Source organism: Thermus sp. NMX2.A1, assembly GCF_000511705.1.
GTDB lineage: Bacteria > Deinococcota > Deinococci > Deinococcales > Thermaceae > Thermus > Thermus scotoductus.
In genome coordinates this window covers 1-20,002 of the sequence record NZ_ATNI01000031.1, presented here as the reverse complement: position 1 = coordinate 20,002, position 20,002 = coordinate 1, and the positions used below count along the sequence as shown (strand labels likewise).

The 20,002-nt window shown below is 64.6% G+C and carries 21 protein-coding genes, 1 tRNA gene and 1 pseudogene; 11 read left to right on the top strand and 12 right to left on the bottom strand.

What is annotated here, in order from left to right:
- Nucleotides 1-1,947 (top strand): hypothetical protein (locus tag TNMX_RS12970; RefSeq protein ID WP_038029027.1); only part of this gene is annotated, 1,947 nt, incomplete at its 5' end.
- On the opposite strand, the gene murJ is transcribed toward TNMX_RS12970, so the two are convergent.
- From murJ to TNMX_RS02115, 9 genes are all read right to left on the bottom strand, one after another.
- On the bottom strand, nucleotides 1,898-3,385 hold the full coding sequence (gene murJ / locus TNMX_RS02150; protein WP_038029023.1) for a murein biosynthesis integral membrane protein MurJ: 1,488 nt from the start codon (nucleotides 3,383-3,385) through the stop codon (nucleotides 1,898-1,900). The two genes, TNMX_RS12970 and murJ, sit on opposite strands and share 50 nt — an antisense overlap.
- Nucleotides 3,375-4,466 (bottom strand): hypothetical protein, encoded by a 1,092-nt coding sequence (locus TNMX_RS02145; RefSeq protein WP_038029020.1) that lies wholly within the window; start codon nucleotides 4,464-4,466, stop codon nucleotides 3,375-3,377. The genes murJ and TNMX_RS02145 overlap by 11 nt, the downstream gene beginning before the upstream one ends.
- A gap of 43 nt (nucleotides 4,467-4,509) precedes the next feature.
- Nucleotides 4,510-4,597: transfer RNA gene (locus TNMX_RS02140), tRNA-Leu, on the bottom strand.
- Nucleotides 4,598-4,611: 14 nt separating this feature from the next.
- Nucleotides 4,612-5,766 (bottom strand): LCP family protein, encoded by a 1,155-nt coding sequence (locus TNMX_RS02135; RefSeq protein WP_038029018.1) that lies wholly within the window; start codon nucleotides 5,764-5,766, stop codon nucleotides 4,612-4,614.
- Nucleotides 5,767-5,801: 35 nt separating this feature from the next.
- The gene (locus TNMX_RS12515; RefSeq protein WP_248644097.1) at nucleotides 5,802-6,773 is read right to left on the bottom strand and encodes a S8 family serine peptidase; all 972 of its coding nucleotides are present in this window, start codon (nucleotides 6,771-6,773) and stop codon (nucleotides 5,802-5,804) included.
- 497 nt (nucleotides 6,774-7,270) lie between these two features.
- Nucleotides 7,271-8,068 carry a helical backbone metal receptor gene (locus TNMX_RS02130; protein WP_038029016.1) on the bottom strand — a complete coding sequence of 266 codons (798 nt, stop codon included), beginning with the start codon at nucleotides 8,066-8,068 and terminating at the stop codon, nucleotides 7,271-7,273.
- The gene (gene hisD, locus TNMX_RS02125) at nucleotides 8,065-9,303 is read right to left on the bottom strand and encodes a histidinol dehydrogenase (RefSeq protein ID WP_038029014.1); all 1,239 of its coding nucleotides are present in this window, start codon (nucleotides 9,301-9,303) and stop codon (nucleotides 8,065-8,067) included. Before hisD ends, TNMX_RS02130 begins: the two co-directional genes overlap by 4 nt.
- A gap of 7 nt (nucleotides 9,304-9,310) precedes the next feature.
- Entirely contained in the window at nucleotides 9,311-9,910 is a 600-nt protein-coding gene (locus TNMX_RS02120) for a hypothetical protein (RefSeq protein WP_038029012.1), read from the bottom strand.
- A gap of 4 nt (nucleotides 9,911-9,914) precedes the next feature.
- Nucleotides 9,915-11,054 (bottom strand): hypothetical protein, encoded by a 1,140-nt coding sequence (locus tag TNMX_RS02115; protein ID WP_038029010.1) that lies wholly within the window; start codon nucleotides 11,052-11,054, stop codon nucleotides 9,915-9,917.
- A 192-nt stretch (nucleotides 11,055-11,246) separates the two neighbouring features.
- On the opposite strand from TNMX_RS02115, the gene TNMX_RS02110 reads away from it, so the two are divergent.
- Together TNMX_RS02110 and TNMX_RS02105 are read left to right on the top strand one after the other, a co-directional pair.
- Complete coding sequence (locus TNMX_RS02110) at nucleotides 11,247-11,615, top strand: hypothetical protein (RefSeq protein WP_019550064.1); 369 nt, start codon at nucleotides 11,247-11,249, stop codon at nucleotides 11,613-11,615.
- Entirely contained in the window at nucleotides 11,612-12,229 is a 618-nt protein-coding gene (locus TNMX_RS02105) for a uracil-DNA glycosylase (RefSeq protein WP_038029007.1), read from the top strand. The genes TNMX_RS02110 and TNMX_RS02105 overlap by 4 nt, the downstream gene beginning before the upstream one ends.
- Here the strand turns inward: TNMX_RS02105 and bshB1 are convergent.
- Nucleotides 12,226-12,909 (bottom strand): bacillithiol biosynthesis deacetylase BshB1, encoded by a 684-nt coding sequence (gene bshB1, locus TNMX_RS02100; protein ID WP_038029005.1) that lies wholly within the window; start codon nucleotides 12,907-12,909, stop codon nucleotides 12,226-12,228. The two genes, TNMX_RS02105 and bshB1, sit on opposite strands and share 4 nt — an antisense overlap.
- Entirely contained in the window at nucleotides 12,902-13,507 is a 606-nt protein-coding gene (gene plsY, locus TNMX_RS02095) for a glycerol-3-phosphate 1-O-acyltransferase PlsY (RefSeq protein WP_038029003.1), read from the bottom strand. The genes bshB1 and plsY overlap by 8 nt, the downstream gene beginning before the upstream one ends.
- A 66-nt stretch (nucleotides 13,508-13,573) precedes the next feature.
- Between plsY and TNMX_RS13460 the strand changes: the two are divergent.
- The 5 genes and pseudogenes from TNMX_RS13460 to TNMX_RS02075 form a co-directional block, all read left to right on the top strand.
- Nucleotides 13,574-13,648: pseudogene (locus TNMX_RS13460) on the top strand (prepilin-type N-terminal cleavage/methylation domain-containing protein); the annotation flags it as partial.
- 90 nt (nucleotides 13,649-13,738) lie between these two features.
- Nucleotides 13,739-14,038 carry a hypothetical protein gene (locus tag TNMX_RS13220; RefSeq protein WP_253269354.1) on the top strand — a complete coding sequence of 100 codons (300 nt, stop codon included), beginning with the start codon at nucleotides 13,739-13,741 and terminating at the stop codon, nucleotides 14,036-14,038.
- The gene (locus tag TNMX_RS02085; protein ID WP_014629441.1) at nucleotides 14,035-14,412 is read left to right on the top strand and encodes a prepilin-type N-terminal cleavage/methylation domain-containing protein; all 378 of its coding nucleotides are present in this window, start codon (nucleotides 14,035-14,037) and stop codon (nucleotides 14,410-14,412) included. The genes TNMX_RS13220 and TNMX_RS02085 overlap by 4 nt, the downstream gene beginning before the upstream one ends.
- A 9-nt stretch (nucleotides 14,413-14,421) precedes the next feature.
- Nucleotides 14,422-15,321, top strand: coding sequence for a prepilin-type N-terminal cleavage/methylation domain-containing protein (locus TNMX_RS02080; protein ID WP_014629440.1), 900 nt, complete (start codon nucleotides 14,422-14,424; stop codon nucleotides 15,319-15,321).
- A 9-nt stretch (nucleotides 15,322-15,330) separates the two neighbouring features.
- Nucleotides 15,331-17,142 carry a pilus assembly PilX N-terminal domain-containing protein gene (locus tag TNMX_RS02075; protein ID WP_038028998.1) on the top strand — a complete coding sequence of 604 codons (1,812 nt, stop codon included), beginning with the start codon at nucleotides 15,331-15,333 and terminating at the stop codon, nucleotides 17,140-17,142.
- A 13-nt stretch (nucleotides 17,143-17,155) separates the two neighbouring features.
- Here TNMX_RS02075 and TNMX_RS02070 read toward each other — a convergent pair whose 3' ends face one another.
- On the bottom strand, nucleotides 17,156-17,929 hold the full coding sequence (locus TNMX_RS02070; RefSeq protein WP_038028997.1) for an ABC transporter permease: 774 nt from the start codon (nucleotides 17,927-17,929) through the stop codon (nucleotides 17,156-17,158).
- A gap of 26 nt (nucleotides 17,930-17,955) precedes the next feature.
- On the opposite strand from TNMX_RS02070, the gene TNMX_RS02065 reads away from it, so the two are divergent.
- The 3 genes from TNMX_RS02065 to TNMX_RS02055 all read left to right on the top strand — a co-directional run.
- The gene (locus TNMX_RS02065) at nucleotides 17,956-18,978 is read left to right on the top strand and encodes an ATP-binding cassette domain-containing protein (RefSeq protein WP_038029025.1); all 1,023 of its coding nucleotides are present in this window, start codon (nucleotides 17,956-17,958) and stop codon (nucleotides 18,976-18,978) included.
- The gene (locus tag TNMX_RS02060) at nucleotides 18,975-19,751 is read left to right on the top strand and encodes an ABC-2 family transporter protein (RefSeq protein WP_038028995.1); all 777 of its coding nucleotides are present in this window, start codon (nucleotides 18,975-18,977) and stop codon (nucleotides 19,749-19,751) included. The genes TNMX_RS02065 and TNMX_RS02060 overlap by 4 nt, the downstream gene beginning before the upstream one ends.
- Nucleotides 19,752-19,758: 7 nt before the next feature.
- Nucleotides 19,759-20,002, top strand: a 244-nt coding sequence (locus TNMX_RS02055) for a Uma2 family endonuclease (RefSeq protein WP_038028992.1), incomplete at its 3' end; no start/stop codon positions are given.

Sequence of the window (20,002 nt, the reverse complement as noted above, 5' to 3'; positions counted from 1 at the left end):
TTCCTTGTGGAAGGGAAGCCCCTCAAGGTGCGGGGGGTAAACCTAGGGGTGGCCCTTCCAGGGCGCTTCCCCGCGGAGTTCCCCGAAGCCCTATGGCTTTACCGGGCCTGGCTGGAGCTTTTAGGCCACATGGGGGCCAATGCCGTCCGGGTCTACACCCTCCTGCCCCCCGCCTTCTACCAGGCCCTCCTAGGCCACAACCGGACCTACCCCGAGAGGCCCCTCTACCTCTTCCAGGGCGTCTGGACGGAACTCCCTGAGGAGGAGGGCTACGGGGACTGGGAGGGGCCCTTCCTGGAAAAGTTCCTCCTAGAAGGGCGGGAGGTCCTGGATGCCCTCCACGGCAACCTCCGCCGCCCGCCTCGCCCAGGCCACGCCCACGGGGACTACATCGCTGACGTCTCCCCCTGGACCCTAGGCCTCCTTGTGGGGCGGGAGTTTGAGCCCTACTCCGTGGCCGCCTACAACGAACGCCACCCGGGACGGGCCTACCGGGGGCGCTTTATCCAGGCCCTTCCCGAGGCGAATCCCTTTGAGGCCTATCTCGCCGAGGTCCTGGACCGCCTGGCCCAGTACGAATGGGAGGCCTACGGCACCGCCAGGCCACTTTCCGTATCCAACTGGCCCACCCTTGACCCCCTCCACCACCCCACAGAAAGCACCCGGGGAGAGGAAAAGGCCCTGAGAAAGGCAAGGGGCGAGCGGGTCCCTGAAGAAGCGATTAGGGAGTACAACAACGACCAGGTGAGCCTGGACATGGCCAAGATCCGGCCCCTGCCAGGAAGCCCCTTCACCACCTTCGCCAATTACCACGCCTACCCTTACTACCCCGACTTCATGAACCTGGACCCCACCTATCGCCAGGCCGTGGGGCCCTTCGGTCCCTCCAACTACTTCGGCTATCTCCAGGACCTGAAGGACCACCATGGGGACCAGCCCATTCTCATCGGGGAGACGGGGGTCCCAAGCAGCCGGGGCCTCGCCCACTTTCAAGCCCAGGGCTTCCACCACGGGGGGCACTCCGAGGAAGCCCAGGCAGCCATAGATGCAAGGCTCGTCCAGGAAGTGGAGGCGGCTGGTTTGGCTGGGGTCTTGGTCTTTGCCTTCCTGGACGAGTGGTTCAAGAAGAACTGGCTCTTTATGGACCTGGAATACCCCTCCGAGCGAGATCCCCTCTGGCACAACCTCCTGGACGCCGAGGAAAACTACGGACTCCTCGCCGCCACCGCCAAGGGGGCTTTTCGCCTAGACGGGAATCCCGAGGAGTGGGAAAAGGTGCCCTTCCTCTTCCGGGAGGAGGGCCGCTTCCTCAAAGCCCACGCCGACCCCGAGTACCTCTGGCTCCTCTACCGGGGCCCCCTGCCCCTAAGGGTTTACCTGGACACAGTACCGGGGGGAGTCAGGGTGGCCGAGGGCTTCGCGGCCGAGTTCGCCCTCGAGGTGGGCCCGGAAGGGGGTAGGCTTCTTGTGGAAAAGGGGTACTACCCCTACGAGGAGCTTTCCCACGGCCTTCCGGGGACGGAGTTCCTCCACTTCCGGGGCTTCACCAAACCTGGCGAGGGCCCCTTCGTCCCCTTTGTCCTGGAGCCCAACCGCCGCCGTACGGGCCGGGACGGCACCGACTACCCCCGCCACACCTACGAGCTGGGAGCACTGAAGCGGGGGGAAGACCCGGAGGGTGCCCGCGACCCCACCGCAGACTACGCCCTGGGGCCCGAAGGGCTTCTGGAGGTGCGCCTCCCCTGGGGTATGCTCCTCATCTCAGACCCCAGCCGCCCCACCGCCTGGTACGCCCCAGAGCCCATCCCCACGGAAGGCCTAAACTTCCTCCTGGAAGGAGCAGCGCCCCTCCGCTTCGCCTGGACCCCCTGGGAGGCCCCCGCCTTCTCCTTGCGGCTCAAGCCCCTTTACTTCCGCCTGAGGGAGGTTTGGCGAGGAGGGCCTTAAGGGGTAGGCCGAGAAGCCAAGCGGCAAGCAGGAAAACCCCAAGCCCTAAACCCCCCCCAAGCAGGAGGGGCAAGAGGGCTTGCCCTGCCTGGGCCACGGGGAAGACCCACCCCAGGACCCACCCGAGCAAGGCCACGGGAAGCCCTGCCAGTAAGGCTTTTAGAAGGAAGCCGGGTAGCTCGGGAATCCCCACCCCCTCCCGTTTAAGGAGGCGAAGGTAAAGGAAAAGCCCCAAATACCCCGCCAGGGCGGTGGCCAGGTTCAGGGCGAAAAGCCCGGCATCCTTGAGAAGCCAGTACCCCAGGGTGTTGGTGAGGAAGACCAAGGCGCTGGCGAAAACCGCCTCCCGTATCCGCCCCAGGGCATAGAGCCCCCTGAGGAGCAGGGTGTTCACCCCCCAGGGCAGGACGGCAAACCCCAAGGCGGCGAGGACCTGGGTGCTGTACGCCCGGTTCTCCGGGGTAAGGGGGCCAAAGAGGCCGAAGAGCAAGACCACCACGAAGGGAGCCAGGGCCACCAGCATCCCCCCGAGAAGGGAAAGAAGGAGGGTAAGCCGCTTCAGGGGACCCGTAAGAAAGCGGGCCAGCTCCTCGCCCTTCAGGGCACTCATCCGGGGAAAAAGGGCGATGGCGGGCGAGGTGGCGAAAAGCCCCAGGACCATCTGGAAGATCACCTCGGCGTTGTAGAACCCCGTGACCGCCGCCGGGGGGTAGCGGGTAAGGATGTGGGTGAGAACCAGGTTGAGAAACTGCCGCAAGGAGGTGGTGAAGGCAAAGGGCCCCATGCGCAGGAGGGCCGGGGCAATGGCCCGGTGCCAGCGCCACTCCAGGGCGTAGTTCCTGAGAAAGGGAAGCTGCACCAGGGCCTGGACCAGCCCCCCCAGGGCCACGGAAAGCCCCAAGAAGGTGGGGTCCCCGGGGAAGAGGGCCATGAGGCCGATGGCCACCAGGTTGAAGGCAATGGGTCCCAGGGCGTAGGGCAGGAAGCGCTCCTCCGCCTGAAGAAGAGCGGAGAAAAGAGCAGCCATGGAGATGCCCAGGAGAAAGGGCAAGAGAAGCCGGGTGAGGTAGACCACCTGCCCCAAGGCCTCCCCCTGCCGGAGGTGGCTTTCCTGGGCCACCAGCAGGTTCACCACCCAGGGGGCCAAGAGATAACCCAGGCCCAGGACCAAGAGGTTCACCCCGAAGAGAAACGCCCCAAAGCGCCGGGCAAAGGACCGGGCCTCCTCTTCGGGCAGGTTCTTCAGGAGAGGGATGAGGGCGTTTTGCACTGCCCCCTCGGCCAAAAGCTCCCGGAGGAGGTTCGGCACCCGGTAGGCCACGTTGAAGGCATCCTTCAGGGCGTCGGGGTACAGGGCGTTGAAGACCGCCTGGCGCACCAGGCCCAAGACCCTCGAGGCCAGGGTGCCCCCCATGACCAGGAGGACCTTACGCAGCATTCCCCTCCAGCACCTCCTGGAAGATGTCCAAGAAGTTCGCCTGGTTGACTACCGTGAGCCCATGGAGGGCGGAAAGCTCCTTGGCGCGGGCCTTGTCCATGCCCAAAAGCACCAGAAAGCTTTCCCTGGCGGAAAGCCCCAGGACCTTTTTCAGCCCCGCATACTTGGCGATATGGGCCTGGAAGTCCCCCGTCTTGGCCTCAAACCAGAAGAAGCGCTCCCCCACCCTGAGGAGCACGTCCAGCTCCATGGTGTCCCCGTTGGGCAGGGTAACCTGGTAGCCCACCGCCACCTCGTGGGCCAGGTTGCGGGAACGCAGGAACTTGCGGAGCCGCTCCGCCACGTACCGCTCCAGCCAGCCCCCGGTGAGGAAGTTCTGCACCCACCCCTCCGTGCTGGCCTTGGCCCGGATGCGCCGCTCCTCGCTTTTGTAGTGGTAGGAGGTGAGGAGGGCATACTGCTTGAGCATGGTGCAGAACTGGGTGGAGTTGGCGATCTCCTCCTGGGTGGCCTCGGAAAGGGAAAGCTCGAACTGACGCTTGGTGGAAAGGCTCTGCTTGAGGCGCTCGTAAAGCTTTTCCAGGCTGGGGTAGCGGTCCCCCAGGAACAGGCCCAGGCGGGTCAGAACCTTCTCCTTCTCCTCCTCTTCCTGGGGCTTCTTCACCACCTGGATGCCCAGGCCCTTCAGCCATTCCTCCAGCGAAGGTGCCTTTTTTGCCCTCGAGGGCTCCTGCACCCGGGTGGACGGGGCAGGAACTGCTCCCGCCTTCGTCCCCTCCACTTCCCCGGATTCCTTGAAAAGCCGCCAGATCTCCCGGGTCAAGGCCAGGAAACGGGTGCGCACGGGATCCTCCGCCCCTTCCAGCCCCGGCGGGGTAAGGCCCGCACGCAGGGTATCCAAAAGCCAGGCCTCCAGAGCTTCCTGCAGGCTCTCCCGGGCGGCCTCGAGGTGGGAAGCCTCCACGCGCAGGCCCAGCTCGGGAAGCTCGGCCACAAAACGGCCAGGGCCCAGGAGGTCGTACCGGGCCTGGGCCATGGACTTTTCCAAATAGCGGGTGAGAACGCCCACGAACCTAAGCATATCAAGGCTGAAAGGTTAAGCCCCGGGAAACCCGGGGCCCCTCTGGTGCCGGGGACGGGACTCGAACCCGTACGGGGGTAACCCCCCAGCGGATTTTAAGTCCGCAGCGTCTACCGTTCCGCCACCCCGGCGGGCGCCTTCCATACTACAAAAAGGGAGCCTCGGCGCCAAGGCGCAGGGTGAGGTCGGCCCCTAAAACCGCCTCCCCGGAGATGCGGTAGGGCACCCCCAACGCCTCCCCCAAGGCCTGGGCCAGGAGACCAGGCCCGTTTTCCAGCACCTCCGTGCGGGAAGGAGGCAGGTCCACCGGGTGGAGGATCACCCTCAGGCCGAGCTCCCTTAGCCTCGTGCGGGCTTTTTCCACCAGGGCCTCCTGCCCGGGTGCATAGACCAGGGCCACCAGCCGCCCCGTAAGCTCCCCCTTCTCCCCCGGCGCCTCCCCATCAAAGTAAACGGCCAAAAGCTGCCGCAGGGCCTCCTCGTCCACGTTCCAACCCCCTGCCCCGAAGTTCCCCGGCAAAAGGAGGCTTACCAGGTGGGGTTGCTTCATGGCGAAGCCCAGGATGGCTCCCTTTTCCTCGCGGGATAGGTCGGTTTGGAAGTAGGGCTCCACCGCCGCCACCGCACGGGGCAGGCGGAGCAACCCGGAAGGGGAAAGCACCTGCTCCTTCAAAGCGTGAAAGAAGGCCTGCTGGCGCTGGATCCGCCCGATATCCCCCAGGGCATCCTTGCGGAAGCGCAAATACCCCTCCGCCTTCTTCCCATCCAGCACCTGGCAGCCCGGCTCGAGGTCGATGTCCAGCCCCGCAGCGGAATCCCGGTAGCGCATGGGCTTCTCCACGCAGACCCTAACTCCCCCTAAGGCGTCCACCCCCCGGCGGAGGGCCTCCGTGCTCACCACCACGTACCGGTCCACCTGCACCCCGGTGATGCGGGCCACGGCCTCCTTCATCAGGTCCGGTCCCCCCCGGGGGCTTGCGGCATTTACCTTATGCCAGCCGTAGCCCGGAAGATTTACCCAAACATCCCGGGGAATGGAAAGGACCACCACCCGGTTGGCCCCAGGGTCCAGGCGCACCAGGAGGATGGTATCCGCCAGGCCCCGGAAGCGCTCCGGGGCCCTTCGGTGGTAGCCGGAGTACTCGGGGCTGGAGCCGTAGACCAGCACCGTTAGGGGGGCCTTTAACCCTTCGGGGGCTGGCAGGACCCCGTGCCGCACCACGGGGCCCAACAAGGGGTAGGCCCATAGCCCCACCGCCACCAACAAGGCCAAAAACAGGAGGAGAAGCGACCGCCGCACGGGGGCTTAGCATACAACCCCTGAGGTGAGGCGGATTAAGGGGGGAAGCAGTAGGTGGTGTCCGTCATCACCCGGTCGGCCTGGACGATGCCATAACCCGTCTGAGAAACATAGGTGCCATTATTGCTAGCGGTTTGCTCCAAGCAGAGCCTGATTTGGTCTGGGCTAGGTGCCTTTCCGTAAAGCGTTGCATATTTGGCCACGTAAAGGGCCGCTACCCCACTTACTTGAGGGGCTGCGAAGGAAGTCCCCCTCCAAGCTAAATAGTGAGCCTGAGAGGAGTAGTAAGGGTACGAGGCTCCCAAAGCCAAAGACCAAAGGCTTTCACCAGGACTCAAATTGCCGGCTGCGGCCATGACCAAATCCGTCTGGGTAGTGGAGTAGTTGGAGAAGTCTGAACGCGTCCCATTCAAACGGACCGAGCCCACTGCCAAGACCCCGGGGTAACGCGCTGGGTACATAAGCCCATCTGTCCCATCGTTTCCCGCCGCAGCCACCGGCAGACTGCCTTTGGAAAGGGCATAGCTCACCGCGTCCTGGACTATTCCGTCAAGGGGTGTGGGACTACCTAAGCTCAAATTGAGGACATTGGCTCTCTGATCCGCAGCATACCGAATGGCGCTACTTAGTACGGCACTGGTGGAGCTATACTCGTAACGCTGAGCACTTGTGTTCCAAACCCAAAAAAAGACCTTCAGGGGCAGCACCTTTACCCGGTTAAGCCCAACTCCCGGAATCCCCTCTCCGTTATCGGCTGTGGCTGCTACCATGCCAGCTACACCTTGACCGTGGTCGGGTTCATTCTCGCCGTACATAGCCCCGTTTGGTGGAGGGCTAGGGCGGAGGTCATCTTGGGGAAGACCGTCTGGGGTTAGGTTCCTCCCAGGAAGCAGGTTGTCCCTAAGGTCTGGATGATTGGGATTGAAGGCCGTATCCAACACGGCTACCACCGGGGTGCAGACCCACGAGCCGGCCCTTACAACATCCCACGCCCCCTCGAGGTTCATCTTTTGGTAGAAGGGGCGCACCCTGGAACCATCTAGCAAACTCGAGGGGTAAAGGGGATCGTTGGGTAGATAAAGGGAGAAGTAAAGGTAGTTCGGCTGCACATACCGCGCGCCTGCCTGGACGAGCTCTCTGGCTTTCACCCTCTCCTGACCCGCTGGTACCTTGACATGCAAAACCCCACCAGGCAAGGAAGCCTGAACCTGGATTTCTGCCACACGGGAGGTGAGGGCCTGGGGTGACAAACCTCCAGAAATGACGAGGAGTTCACCCGGCACATGCGGGGCTGTGAAGTCACCTACCCCATAGGGCGTGTTAACGGATTGCGTCTGGTCCCTCTGAACCGAAAGACCCGTAGGGACAGGCGAACAGGCCGAGGGCGGGGGCGGAGGAGGCGTTTGGGGGCACGCCGTGAGGAGAAGCGCCGTGGCTGCGAGGAGCGCTGGGAAAAGAACTCGCTTCATGGCCCCTACTCTACACGCTCCAAAGCCGGGTTTTCTTAACCTTGGCCTAAGGTTTCCGCCACCCGGTCCGCCAGCTTCTCCAGGAAGGCGAAGAACATGGGCCCGTAGTGGGCGAGCTCGTCCCCGTCCGTGGCCACCACGGGGAGGTCCCAGCCCCTTTCCCTGGCCAGGGCGCGGGCCTTCTCCAGGGGATTCCGGCCCCAGGGCTTGGGCTCGTAGAGGAAGAGGTCAGGCTTGCGGCGCTTTACCTCCTCGAGGTCCGGCGGGAAATACGCCTGGGGCACATCCAGGAAGATGGGCCTAAGCCCCAGGTGCAAAAGCGCCTGGGCGATGTAGCTCCCCCGGCCCACGGTGATGGGCCCGCCCAGGTCCATCTCAAAGTAGACGGAGAGGGCAAACCGGTCCTTCAGGGCAGCGTAGCGGAGGGCGAGCTCGTGGGCGAGGGCAGTAGCCCTTTCCTCCAGGTCCAAAAGGTGCCCAAGGGTGGATAGGTTCTCCAGGATCCCGTAGGGGCTTGTGGGCAGGGGGACGGCGTAGACGGGGAAGCCCTCTTCCTTGAGCCTAAGGGCCTGCTCCCGCTGAACCCCGGTGGAAAGAAGCACCAGGTCCGGCTTTAGGCTCCGAAGAAGCTCGGTGCGGGTCTTGGTGTAAGAGGCCAGAACCGGCAAGGAAAGCACCTCCGCCGGGCGGTGGCAGAAGGCGCTCCGGCCCACCAGGCGGTCCCCAAGCCCCAGGGCGAAGAGGGCATCGGTGAGGTTGGGGGCCAGGCTTACAATGCGCTCAAACCGGTCTGGGAGCTCCAGGGGGCCTAGGATCTCATGGAAGAGCTTCATCGCCTCAGGTCCAAGGAGCGGGCGTGGCCCTCCAAGCCCTCCGCCCGGGCGAGAAGGGCTCCCTTTTCCGCCAGGGTCCGCACGGCCCCTTCCGCAAGCCCCAAAACGGGAATCACCTTCAAGAAGTCCCGCACCGCCAACCCCCCCTGGAAGCGGGCGGTGCCCGAGGTGGGCATCACGTGGCTGGGCCCGGCGATGTAATCTCCCAGGGCCTCGGGGCTACCCTCCCCCAGGAAGACTCCCCCGGCGTTTTGCACCCTTCCCAGCCAGGGCAGGGGATCCGCCAGGGCCAGGCAAAGGTGCTCGGGGGCGTAGAGGTTGGCCAGTTCCAGGGCCTCCTCGAGGTCCTGGGTGAGCACCAGGCCTCCTCGCTCCAAAGCCCTCTTGGCGATCTCCGCCCGGGGCAGGCCCTCCAGCTGGCGGGAAAGCTCCACCTCCACCCTCTCCAGGAGGGCCCGGTCGGGAGAGAGGAGCCAGGGCTCGGAGTCGGGGCCATGCTCCGCCTGGGCCAAGAGGTCAGCGGCGAGAAGCCTAGGAGAGGCGGAACCGTCGGCGATGATAAGGGTTTCCGTGGGTCCCGCCAGACCATCCAACCCCACGGTGCCGAACACCTGCCGCTTGGCCGCCACCACGTAGGCGTTGCCCGGCCCCACGATCTTGTCCACCCGGGGAACCCGCTGGGTGCCGTAGGCCAGGGCGGCGATGGCCTGGGCCCCACCCATGGCGAAAAGCCGGTCCGCCCCGGCCACCCAGGCGGCAGCCAGCACCCCGGGGTGGACCCTTGGGGGACTGGCCACGATCACCTCCGCCACCCCGGCCACCTTGGCGGGCACCACGCTCATGAGGAGGCTGGAAAGAAGGGGGGCGCTCCCCCCAGGGACGTACACCCCCACCCGGGAAAGGGGGCGGACCAGCTGGCCCAGAAGGCCGCTGGCATCCGCCTTCAAAAATCCCCCCTTGGCCTCTTCCCGATAGAAGGCCTCTATGCGCTCCTTGGCGGTCTCCAGGGCGTCCCTGAGTTCCTCGTCCAGATCCTCGTAGGCCTGACGCCAGGCCTTCTTGGGAATCTCCTCCACGGGGTGGCCGTCCAGATCCAGGCTGAAGCGGTCCAAGGCCGCATCCCCTTCCTCCCGCACCGCGGCCAGGATACCCCGCACGATCTCCTCCACCGTGGGGTCAAAGGAAAGGCCCCGACGGGCGAAGCGCTCCCTCACCTCCTCCGCGCGGTAGATCATGCCTCCACTATACCCAGCGGCGGCGCCTTTTCACCTCCTCCACCCCCTCGAGCACCGCCTCAAACACATGGTCCTGCACCTGCTGGGCCATCCTTACGGGAAGCCCTTCCTCCAGCTCCACCAGGGTGAGCCCCGGGCGAAGGCGGTAATGCCTGCGCATGCGCCCATTCACCTCGAGGTCCGCAAGCCTTTCCACGTACACCCGGCCCCCGGGCATGGGAAAGCGGGCCACCCCTCCCGGCTCCAGGGCCAGGCGGGGCAGGGCCAGGAGGAGGGAGAGGGGGTCGTGGTAGGGAGCCACGAAGGGCAGGGCCACGCTCTCCTTGCCCTGGGTGACCAGCACCACTCCTTCCTCCTCCAGCCTCTCCACGGTGAAGACCCGGCTCTCCCGCCCCTCCACCCGCTCGGCGAAGTACAGGGAGAAGCCCTCGGCGTCCGTTTCCGTCTGCCAGCGCTGGCGGGTCTTGGGCAGGGGCAGGTTCACCTCGGCGGTGAGGGTGGCCTTCACGCCTCCTCCCGGCAGAGGGCGCACCTCTAACCTTCCCTCCCCCGCTTCCTCCCCGGCGAAGAAGTAACGGTACACGTAAACGGCGGGGTGCTCGGTCATGGCCTTAGCGTACCTTGATGACCAGGGGCGGACCCGGCACCTCCAGGAGGTAGTCCACGGGATCGCGGCCCGCCACCCGGATGCGCAAGCGGTATACCCCCTTCTGGTCAAACTCCGCCCGGCCTGGGGCGGTGAGGAGCAGCTGGCCGGGCGCCATCCTGGAACCCTCCGGCACCTCGAGGAGGTAGACCTCCGCCCGCTCCGTGGGGGGATCGGTGCGGAACTCCATCACGTAGCTCCCTCCGGAAGGGGAGGAAGGGCGAAGGAACAAAAGGGCCAGACCCAAAAGCACCACGGCGCCCAGAAGCCCCAAAAGCAAGGTCCGCCTTCTGGGCCGCGGAGGTTCCACCACGGTAAAGGGAGGCTCCTCGGGCTCCTCGATGCGGATGACCCGGGGCCGGCTTGGGGTCTTGCCCTCGGGGGGCGTGGTTTCCTTGGTTGGAGACACCTCCTGGCCATTTGAGGCTTCGGGAACCGGGTCTACGCTCAGCACCTTCCGCGAGGCGGAAGGGAGCCTGGGCTCCTCCTCGGGCTTGGAGGAGGCATCCTGGAGGGGCCGATCTTCCTGTCCAGGGGTCTCCGGGGTCAGGGCCTCGGTCTCCTGTACACCATGGGCATGGGCGGGCTCAGAGAAAAGAACCTCCAGGGGGTCCTCCTTGGCCTCAATCCTTTCCAAGGTTTCTCTTAAGGGAAACTCGGGATAGCGCTCTCCGGCCAAGGCTCGAGCCAAAGCGGCAAGGGCCTTCTCCGGCTCCCCGGAAAGCTCCTTAAGCCCCACCCCGGCCAGCCACACCCGCTTGCCCTTCACCAGGCAAAGCTCGGGGATGGGGGCATGGGACACCCCCTGGGCCTTCAAGGACGCCAGAATACGGGCCATCTCCCTTACCCAATGCTCCAGGCGCTCCAGATCCGCCACCCCCAGGTACTGGCTTAAGGGAACCGCCCCGATGGGCCACTCCAGCACCCAGGCCTCCGGCGTTTCCTCCAAAAAGGGAAGTACCCCCTCCCCCAAAGCCGGTACCCCCTGAGCCCCCTTGAGCACCATCACCGGCATCCCGGTGTGGGTATCCTGGCCTTCGTAAACGACCACGGAAGCAATCCGGACAAGAATGCGCCGCAGCCAATAGTTGCCCAAAACCTCCATCCCTACAAGTATAGCCGCTTTAACCTGCGCCAGCCCTTGAGCCAAGCCATCACTCTCCCGAGGCACCAGCAATCCCGGGATAACCCACCCGGCCCTGGGCCCTGACAAGGGCCGCCCTTTACCTGGCTTTGCCCTCCCTCCCGGCTATATAATCTCCCAAAGGTAGGGCCCTTAGGCCGGAAAGGAGCGGGGATGGAGTTCAAGATCACGCTGACCACGGAGGAGATCGTTCGGGGCTTGAAGCATTACCGCCGCATCGCCAAGCAGGACGTTCTCCGGGCGCCGGAAACACCGAATCCGGAGGTCTTCCGCCGCCATGCGGAAGCCCGGCGCGAGGTCTACGCCAAGCTGGCCGAGGTGGCGGAGGCCGAGGGGCCGGAGGCCGTGGTGCGGTACGCCCTGGAGCTCTACAAATCCCTGCCCTTTGTCACCGGCACCCCGGAGGACCAGTACCCCGAGATCAAGGGCCAGGAAAACGCTTTAGAGAACTTCTTCCTCATGATTGGCTTGGACCCCAAGACCCGGCGGGAGGCCCGGAAGGCCCGGAAACCCCTGCAATGACCCTGGAACTATTACAAGCTCAGGCCAGGGCCTGCACCGCCTGCCGCCTGGCGGAAGGCCGCACCCAGGTGGTCTTCGGGGAAGGGAACCCTGACGCCCAGCTGATGATCGTGGGGGAAGGGCCGGGCGAGGAAGAGGACAAGACAGGGCGCCCTTTCGTGGGGAAAGCGGGGCAGCTTCTCAACCGGATCCTCGAGGCCGCCGGCATCCCCCGGGAATCCGTGTACATCACCAACATCGTCAAGTGCCGCCCCCCGGGAAACCGCGCCCCCCTGCCCGACGAGGCCAAGGTCTGCACGGACAAGTGGCTCCTCAAGCAGATCGAGCTCATCGCCCCCCAGATCATCGTCCCCTTGGGGGCGGTGGCGGCGGAGTTCTTCCTGGGGGAGAAGGTTTCCATCACCAAGGTGCGGGGGCAGTGGTTTGAGTGGCACGGAATCCGGGTCTTTCCCATGTTCCACCCCGCCTACCTCCTGCGAAACCCAAGCCGTACCCCGGGAAGCCCCAAACACCTCACCTGGCTGGACATCCAGGAGGTGAAGCGAGCCCTGGACGCCCTCCCCCCCAAGGAGCGCCGCCAGGTGAAGGCGGTAAGCCAGGAACCCCTCTTTTAAGCCCGGCTCCAGGGGGTGTAGAGGACGGGCAGGGGGCTCACGAAGGGCTCGGCGTAGTCCACCCCCAGGTAGTTGCCGAAGTGGCGGCGCATGGCCTTCCTGGCCTCCACCCCCTTAGGGCCCACGGTTTCGCTGGCTGCCTCCCCGGAAAACTGGCTCCTGTAGGCCAGCACTGCCTGCTCCCACTGATCTATGAAGGCGGAGATCTTCACCAGGAAGCTCGGGGTAAAGGGATGGTTTCCAGGGTAGAAGAAAAGCCGCTCCACCCGGTGGGGCTCCCCCTCGAGGGGGGCTTTCCTGAGGCCTGCCAGATGCACCGCCGCCACCGCCAGGCGGCTTGCTGCGGTGTGGTCGGGGTGGCGGTCGGCCTCGAGGGGAGCGAGGACGATGCGGGGCCTAAGCTGCCTCAAGGCCTGGGCAAGCTTAAGGCGTTGCTCCAGGACATCCCCAAGGCCCCCATCCGGCAGGCCCAGGTTGCCCCTATAGTCCAGACCCAGGATACGGCTTGCCTCCTCCACCTCCTTGGCCCTCTCCTCCGGCGTACCCTTGGAGCCCATCTCGCCCCGGGTGAGGTCCAAAATCCCCGTGCTGAGCCCCTCGGCCTTGGCCCGGGCCAGGGTACCGCCGCAACCCAGCTCCCCATCGTCGGGGTGGGGAGCGATGACCAAAAGGTCAAGCATCCCTCACCTCCACCCGCTCCCCAAGCCGCCTCTCCCTCCCCTCCTGGAGGCGCTTTAGGTTTTCCCGGTGGGTCCAGAAAAGGAGGAGGGCCATGAGGAACACCGTGGCCACCTCCCAAAGGGGCCTGCCCAAGGCCAGGGAGAGGACGAAGGCCGCCACCCCCCCGGTCATGCTCCCCGCGGAGACGTAGCGGGTGAGGAGGATGACGCTTAGCCCTATGGGAAAGGTCCAGAGGGCCAAGACGGGGTCCAGGAAGAGGAGGGTGCCGAAGCTCGTGGCCACCCCCTTCCCCCCGCGGAAGCGGAGGAAGACCGAGTAGTTGTGGCCCAAAACCGCCATCAGGGCCACCCCGCCCAGCATCCAGTCGGAAAGGCCAAAGGCCCGGGCCACAAGGACGGCGATCCCGCCCTTGAAGACGTCAAAGAAGGCCACCACCAAAGCCGGGCCCCAGCCCAAAGCGCGCAGGACGTTGGTGGCCCCGATGTTCCCTGAGCCCACCTTGCGCAGGTCCACCCCGTAGGTGCGGGCCACCAGCACCCCGGCGGGTACGGAGCCGAAGAGGTAGGCGAGGAAAAGGACCAGGAACGCCGCCCCCATGCCAGAGATTCTACCCCCCCATTTGGGGGATGCGCAGGACCCCGGGGTCTATTAAGCTAGTTCCTAATGGGTAAGAGCCAAGGTGTAACCCTACTGGAGCTCTTGGTAACCCTTGCCGTTCTGGGGATCGCTTTAACCATAGCCGCCCTTAACCTTCGCCCCTTGTACGACCCCCCTTCCGACGCCGTGTCCCGCACGGAAGGGTACCTGAAGCAGGTTAGGGCGAAAGCTATGGCCACCACTTCGGCCTACAGGGTTTCCGTGAACGGCAACCGCCTCGAGGCCGCCTACGCGGGCACCTGCCGCAGTCCATCCTTTACCCCAGACCCCGCCCTTCAGATGGAACTCCCCCAGGGCGTCTCTGCAGCCCTAACCCCTGGCGGTGCCGCCCTCTGCTTCACCAGCCGGGGCCTCCTGATGCTGCTGAACGGGGGGAGCTATACAGGGGAGCCCATCCTTACCCTTCGCGATACCCCGGGCCGGAGCAAGGCCCTCAAGCTCTTGCTAGGTGGGGGGGTGGTGCGGCAGTGAAAAGAGCCAAGGGGCTGACCCTCGTGGAGGTCTTGGTGGCCCTGGCCATTCTGGCCCTCATCGGACCGGTGCTGGCCGGCTTCATCGGCTACCTGCGCATCAACACCCGGGCGGAGGTGAGGAGCCAAGCGGTAACGCTGGCGCAGGAGCGTTTGGAAAGCCTCAGGCTGATCAATCCCCAGACCCTCCCCCAAGGAGGTTGCCAGGAGGAGACTCGGTCCCGGGGCGGGCGCACCTACACGGTGCGAACCTGCTACTGCGAGAACCCAGGCTTATGCGGGGCCGGGGCACGGCATCTGGTGGTCCGGGTCTTCCTCTCGGGAGAGACCACACCGGTCTACCAGGTGGAAACGGTCTATACCCAGCTCAGATAGGGGTGAGGCATGCGCGGTAGAGGGTTTACGCTAGCGGAGCTTCTAGTGGCCTTGGGTATCGGGGGGCTCCTCCTCGGGCTTCTCCTCAGCACCACGCTCGGCAACCGGCGCCTTTATGTTCTGGACCAGAGCCGCACCGCCGTCAACCAAAACCTGAGGGCGGCCCTGGACATCCTGGTAGCCGACATCCGGCAAGCGGGAGAGCGGTTGCCCGGCGACTTTCCTGCGGTAGAAGTGCGAAACGGAAACGAACTCGTCCTTCGCCGGAACCTCCTGGACGTGAGTTTGGCCGTGTGTGATCAGAACGGCATCAACGGAAACCAGGACAACATTCCCGTGGCCGATAAGAACCCCCCACCGAACGCCACCCCGGCTTACCTTGATGCCTGCGCCTTCCGCGACACCAACGGGAACCGCTACGATGACCGCATAGAGATATGGCAAAGCTATCGCTGCAATAGCGATGGGGTGCCCGGGTGCAACAATGGAAACCGCCGGGAGGCGGTGCGGGCCTACATTTACGATCCCGTCAACAAACGTGGAGAGTGGTTTGAATACGATGCCGAGGACGGATCTGGGGTGAAGATTCACAAAGGAAACAACGAGCGGTGGCAAAACAGCTACGGCCCCCTCTCCCGGCTCTACATCCTGGAGGAGCGCCGTTATTACCTAGAGGGAGGCATCCTGAAGCTTGCGGAAAACGGCCAGGAAGGCAAAGGCCTGGTGGCGGATGTCACGGGCTTCCAGGCCCGGGCGAGGGCTAACGGGAGCTGGTACACTGTTTTTCCCCCTCCCAACCTAAACTGGCGCACCTTGGAGGCGGTGGAGGCCACGGTGCAGGTGCGCATCGGAAGCGTGGCGCGAACAATGACCACCCAGGCCGTGCCGAGGAACGTTTTCTCGCAGTGAGGAGGGCTTATGCGCAAGGGATTCGCGCTGGTGAGCACCCTGATCATGCTGGTGGTCCTCATGGCCTTGCTCACGGCCTATTTCGTCCTCACCCGGGTGGAGCTTGGGACCACCCAGGCCAGCGTGCGCCAGACCACGGGCTTCTACGCCGCCGAAGCGGGGCTTAACCTTCGGGCGGAGGAGATCCGGGCTAAGTTCCTGGGATACAATCGGCCCCAGGGTACCAGCCCCTCCCCTACCAACCCCTGTCAGGGAAGCAACTGGGGCTCCGGGGACTTCGCCTGCAAGACCTACACCTTCTCCGGGCGCACGGTGCGTACCTACGTGGTGGAGGATCCCAACAATCCCCGGAACGTCACCATCCCTCCCGGGGAGCTCTACGAGAACCTGGACGCCCAGGAGTACCGCTACACCCTCTTTTCGGAAGCCCTGGGCCCGGACGGAAGGACCGAGGTGGTGCTGGAGCTGGTCTTTAAGAGCCGCCTGGTCCCCATGTTCCAGTTCGCCGCCTTCTACAACAAAGACCTAGAAATCCTTCCGGGGCCCGACATGACCCTCAACGGCCGGGCGCACACCAACGGCGACCTGTACCTAAACGCAGGGAACACCCTCACAATCCAAGGGCAGGTGAGCACCGCAGGCACCCTCTACCGGGGCAGGAAGGACGACAACTCCTGCGGCGGAACCGTGAACATCTATAAGGAAAATAACCAACCCGCACCTCTGCCCTGCAATCGCCAAAACTCGCGCCGCTCCTTCAGCCAGGGAGATGTGGGGGCTTGGGGGAGTCGTATCCAAATCGGGGTCAACCCTGTGACCGTGCCCCCTCCGGAGAAACTGGACCCACTCCCTGGCAAGACCTATTGGGAGAAGGCCGAGCTGCGGCTGGGCCTGGACCTTTTCTCCACACCCCCGACCGTGAAGGTCTACCGCGTGCAAGGAGGAGCGAACGTCAACGATGTCATAGCGACAACGGCCCTCAATGCCTGCGTAGGTGCCGTGGGCACCTCGGATACCTTCTACAACTGGCGGGAGGGGAAGCGGATACGGATGCTGGATGTGGACCTGCGGAAACTCCTGGACTGTGTGCACCTAAACCCGCTCGCCTTCGGCTTCCGCCTGGACGACGACACGGAGGGGGGGCTTGTCTTCCACTTCACGGTCTTTGGACCAGACTCCAACCGGGTCAACAACTACGGGGTGCGGATCAAAAACGGGGCAGAAATTGCCTCTACCCTTCCTGGAGCCCCAAGGCCTAGGGGCCTGACCGTTGTCACGGACCAGGCCGTCTACATCCAGGGAGACTTCAACAAGACCAACTGGATTCCGGCGGCCTTCCTGGCCGACAGCCTTAACATTCTCTCCAACGCTTGGACGAATGACGCCAAAAGCTACCAAACCCTAAGCCAAAGGGTAGCTAGCGACACGGAGGTGAACGCCGCTTTTCTGTCCGGGACCGACATTACGGGAGGCGAAGAGGGCCCCTCCGGACAGAATAAGGGCAACTACAACGGCGGCCTGGAGAACTATCCCCGCTTCCACGAAACTTGGAGTGGCAAAACCCTAACGTACAGGGGTTCTTTTGTGAGTCTGGGTACTCCGAGGCACGTCAACGGACCTTGGTGCGGTACGGGGGGAAGAGGTACCTATGACCCTCTTACGGGCCGGATCAGCGGGAGGAGAGGTTGCAACATCTACGATCCTCCCACTCGGAACTGGTCCTACGAGGTTCGGTTTTCTCAAGGCCAACTCCCACCCCTTTCGCCGCGGTTCGTCTACCTAAGGCAGGAACGCTTCCTGAGAGAGTTTGAAAGGCCGTGAGGAGGTAAACTTCCTAGCTGCTCGCCGAGGTGTAGCTCCTCAAGGCCAGGCGGAAGAACCCCCGGGCCAGGGCCAAAAGGCTAAGGGCGAGGAGGAAGGCGGCAAAGGGGGCCTCTCCCCTCCCCAGGGCCGCTTCCGCGGGCACGGTGGTGAGGAAGGCCACGGGCACCACGAAGGTGAAGAAGACCCGGTAAAGGGCGGGATAGCTCCCCACGGGAAACCGCCCCGCCTCGAGGAGCCCCCGCAGGACTTCGGTGACGTTGTAGATCTTCACGAACCAGATGCTGGTGGTGGCGAGGAGGAACCAGAGGCTGTAGAGCATGACGCTGCCCAAGGCCAGGTAGAAGAGGAAGAAAAGGTAGCCTCCAAGCCCAAGGCCAAGCCGCTCCCCCGCGTAAAGGAGAAGCCCCATCCCCAAGAGGAAGTCCCCCAGGCCCCAGGGGGAGAAGGCGCGGAAGGAGAGCCAGAACTGGGGGTCTATGGGCTTGAGGAGGACGAAGTCCAAGGTCCCCTGCTGCACGTGTTCCACGATCTTGTTGAGGTTGGGGGCGAGGAGGGTGCTCGCGAGGCCCTGGAGCAGGGTGAAGGCGGAAAGGACCAAAAGGGCCTCCTCCAGCCGCCACCCCCCGGGCCTATACCCCCCCTGGTAGAGGAGGAGGAGGCCGAAGAGGGCGCCGAGGAGGGTGAGGAAGGAGGAGAGGAGGCCCAGGTAGAAGTTCGCCCGGTACTCCATCTCCGCCGCCAAGGAGGTGAGGAGAAAAAGGCGCAAAACCCGGAGGTAGCGCACCCTCCCAAGGTAGACTTGGAGGCATGGTGGGCGCAAGCCCCATCGTGGTGGCGGAAGACCTCACCCGGCACTACCGGGTGGCCCTGAAGGAGGACTCCCTCCTGGGGACGCTCCGCCACTTCCTCCGCCGACGCTACCAGACCATCCGGGCCGTGGAAGGGGTCTCCTTCCGGATCCTTCCCGGGGAGGTGGTGGGGTTTTTGGGCCCGAACGGGGCCGGGAAGACCACCACGCTCAAGATGCTCACCGGCCTCGTCCACCCCACGAGGGGCAAGGCCCTGGTGGCGGGGCACGTGCCCTGGAGGAGGGAGAAGGCCTTCCTCAGGAAGATCACCCTGGTCATGGGCAACAAGCAACAGCTCATCTGGGACCTCCCCGCCATGGACTCCTTCCGCCTGAACGCCGCCATCTACGAGATCCCGGAAGGGGAGTTTAGAAAGCGGGTCTTGGAGCTTGCGGAGATGCTCTCCCTCACGGAGAAGCTCCACCAGCCCGTGCGCAAGCTCTCCCTGGGGGAAAGGATGAAGGCCGAGCTTCTGGCGGCCCTTCTCCACCGCCCGGAGGTGCTCTTTCTGGACGAGCCCACCCTGGGCCTGGACGTGAACGCCCAGGTGGCGGTGCGGGAGTTCATCCGGGAGTACAACCGGCGCTACGGGGCCACGGTTCTCCTCACCAGCCATTACATGGCGGACATCGCCGCCCTGGCGGAACGGGTCTTGGTGATCCACCAGGGAAGGCTCCTCTACGATGGACCCCTGGCAGGGCTTCTGGAACGCTTCGCCCCCTACCGGGAGGTGGGGCTCACCCTGGCCTACCCCCTGCCCAGGGAAGCCTTCCTGGCCTTCGGGGAGGTCAGGGACCTCGAGGGCCTAAAGGCCCGGCTTCTGGTGCCCCGGGAGAGGCTTACGGAAAGGGTGGCGGAGATCCTTAAAAGCCTTCCCGTGGAGGACCTAGAGGTGCGGGAGCCCCCTTTGGAAGAGGTCATCGCCCGGGTGTACAAGATCGCCCCTTCGGGGCTGAGCGAAACCCCCGCCCTGGAGGAGGCATGAGGAAAGCCAAAACCCTCCTCGCCGTCTACCTGGCCTACATGCTGGAGTACCGGGCGGAGCTCTTCCTCTGGGCCTTGGCCGGGGCCTTGCCCCTGATCCTCCTCGGGGTCTGGACCGAGGCAGCCAGGGGCGGGGAGTTTGCCCTGTCCCCGGGGGAGTTTGCCCGTTACTTCCTCATGGTCTTCCTGGTGCGCCAGGCCACGGTGGTCTGGGTGGTGTGGGAGTTTGAGCGGGATGTGGTGGAAGGGCGGCTTTCCTTCCGGCTCTTAAGGCCCCTGGACCCCTTTTTTGACCACCTGGCGGCCCACGTGGCCGAGCGCCTGGCCCGGTTGCCCTTCGTGGTGCTCCTCACCCTCCTCTTCTTCTGGCTCTTCCCCGAGGCCCGCTTTGTGCCTGAACCTGGCCCCTTCCTCCTGGGGTTCCTTTTCACCCTTTTGGCCTTTTTGCTCCGCTACCTGATGCAGTACACCACCGCCATGCTCACCTTCTTCACGGAGCGGGCGGTTTCGGTGGAAGAGGTCTTCTTCCTCCTCTACCTCTTCCTCTCCGGCACCATCGCCCCCCTCGAGGTCTTCCCCGAGCCCCTAAGGACCCTAGCCCTCCTCACCCCCTTCCCCTACCTGGTCTACCTGCCCGCAGCCCTTTTGGCCGGGCAAAAGGTGGATCTGTTCCCGGGGGTTTGGGTGATGCTCTTCTGGGGCGTAGCCTTTCTTCTCCTCTGGCGGCTCTTGTGGCGCATGGGGCTAAGGCACTACTCGAGCCAAGGAGCATAATGAGGGTATGGCCACCCGCTACCGCTTCCGCGTGGAGGAGTTTGAGCGGGCCTTCCGGGATGTGCCCCGGGTGGAGCTCCTAAGGGGAGAGGTCTACCAGATGAGCCCGATTGGACCCAAGCACTTTCTTGCGGCGATGCGCCTGGATCACAGCCTGAAGGAGGCCCTCCAAGGCAAGGCCTTGGTGGCGGTGCAGTCCCCCCTTCATCTTTCAGAGGATTCCGAGCCAGAACCCGATCTCCTGGTGCTTC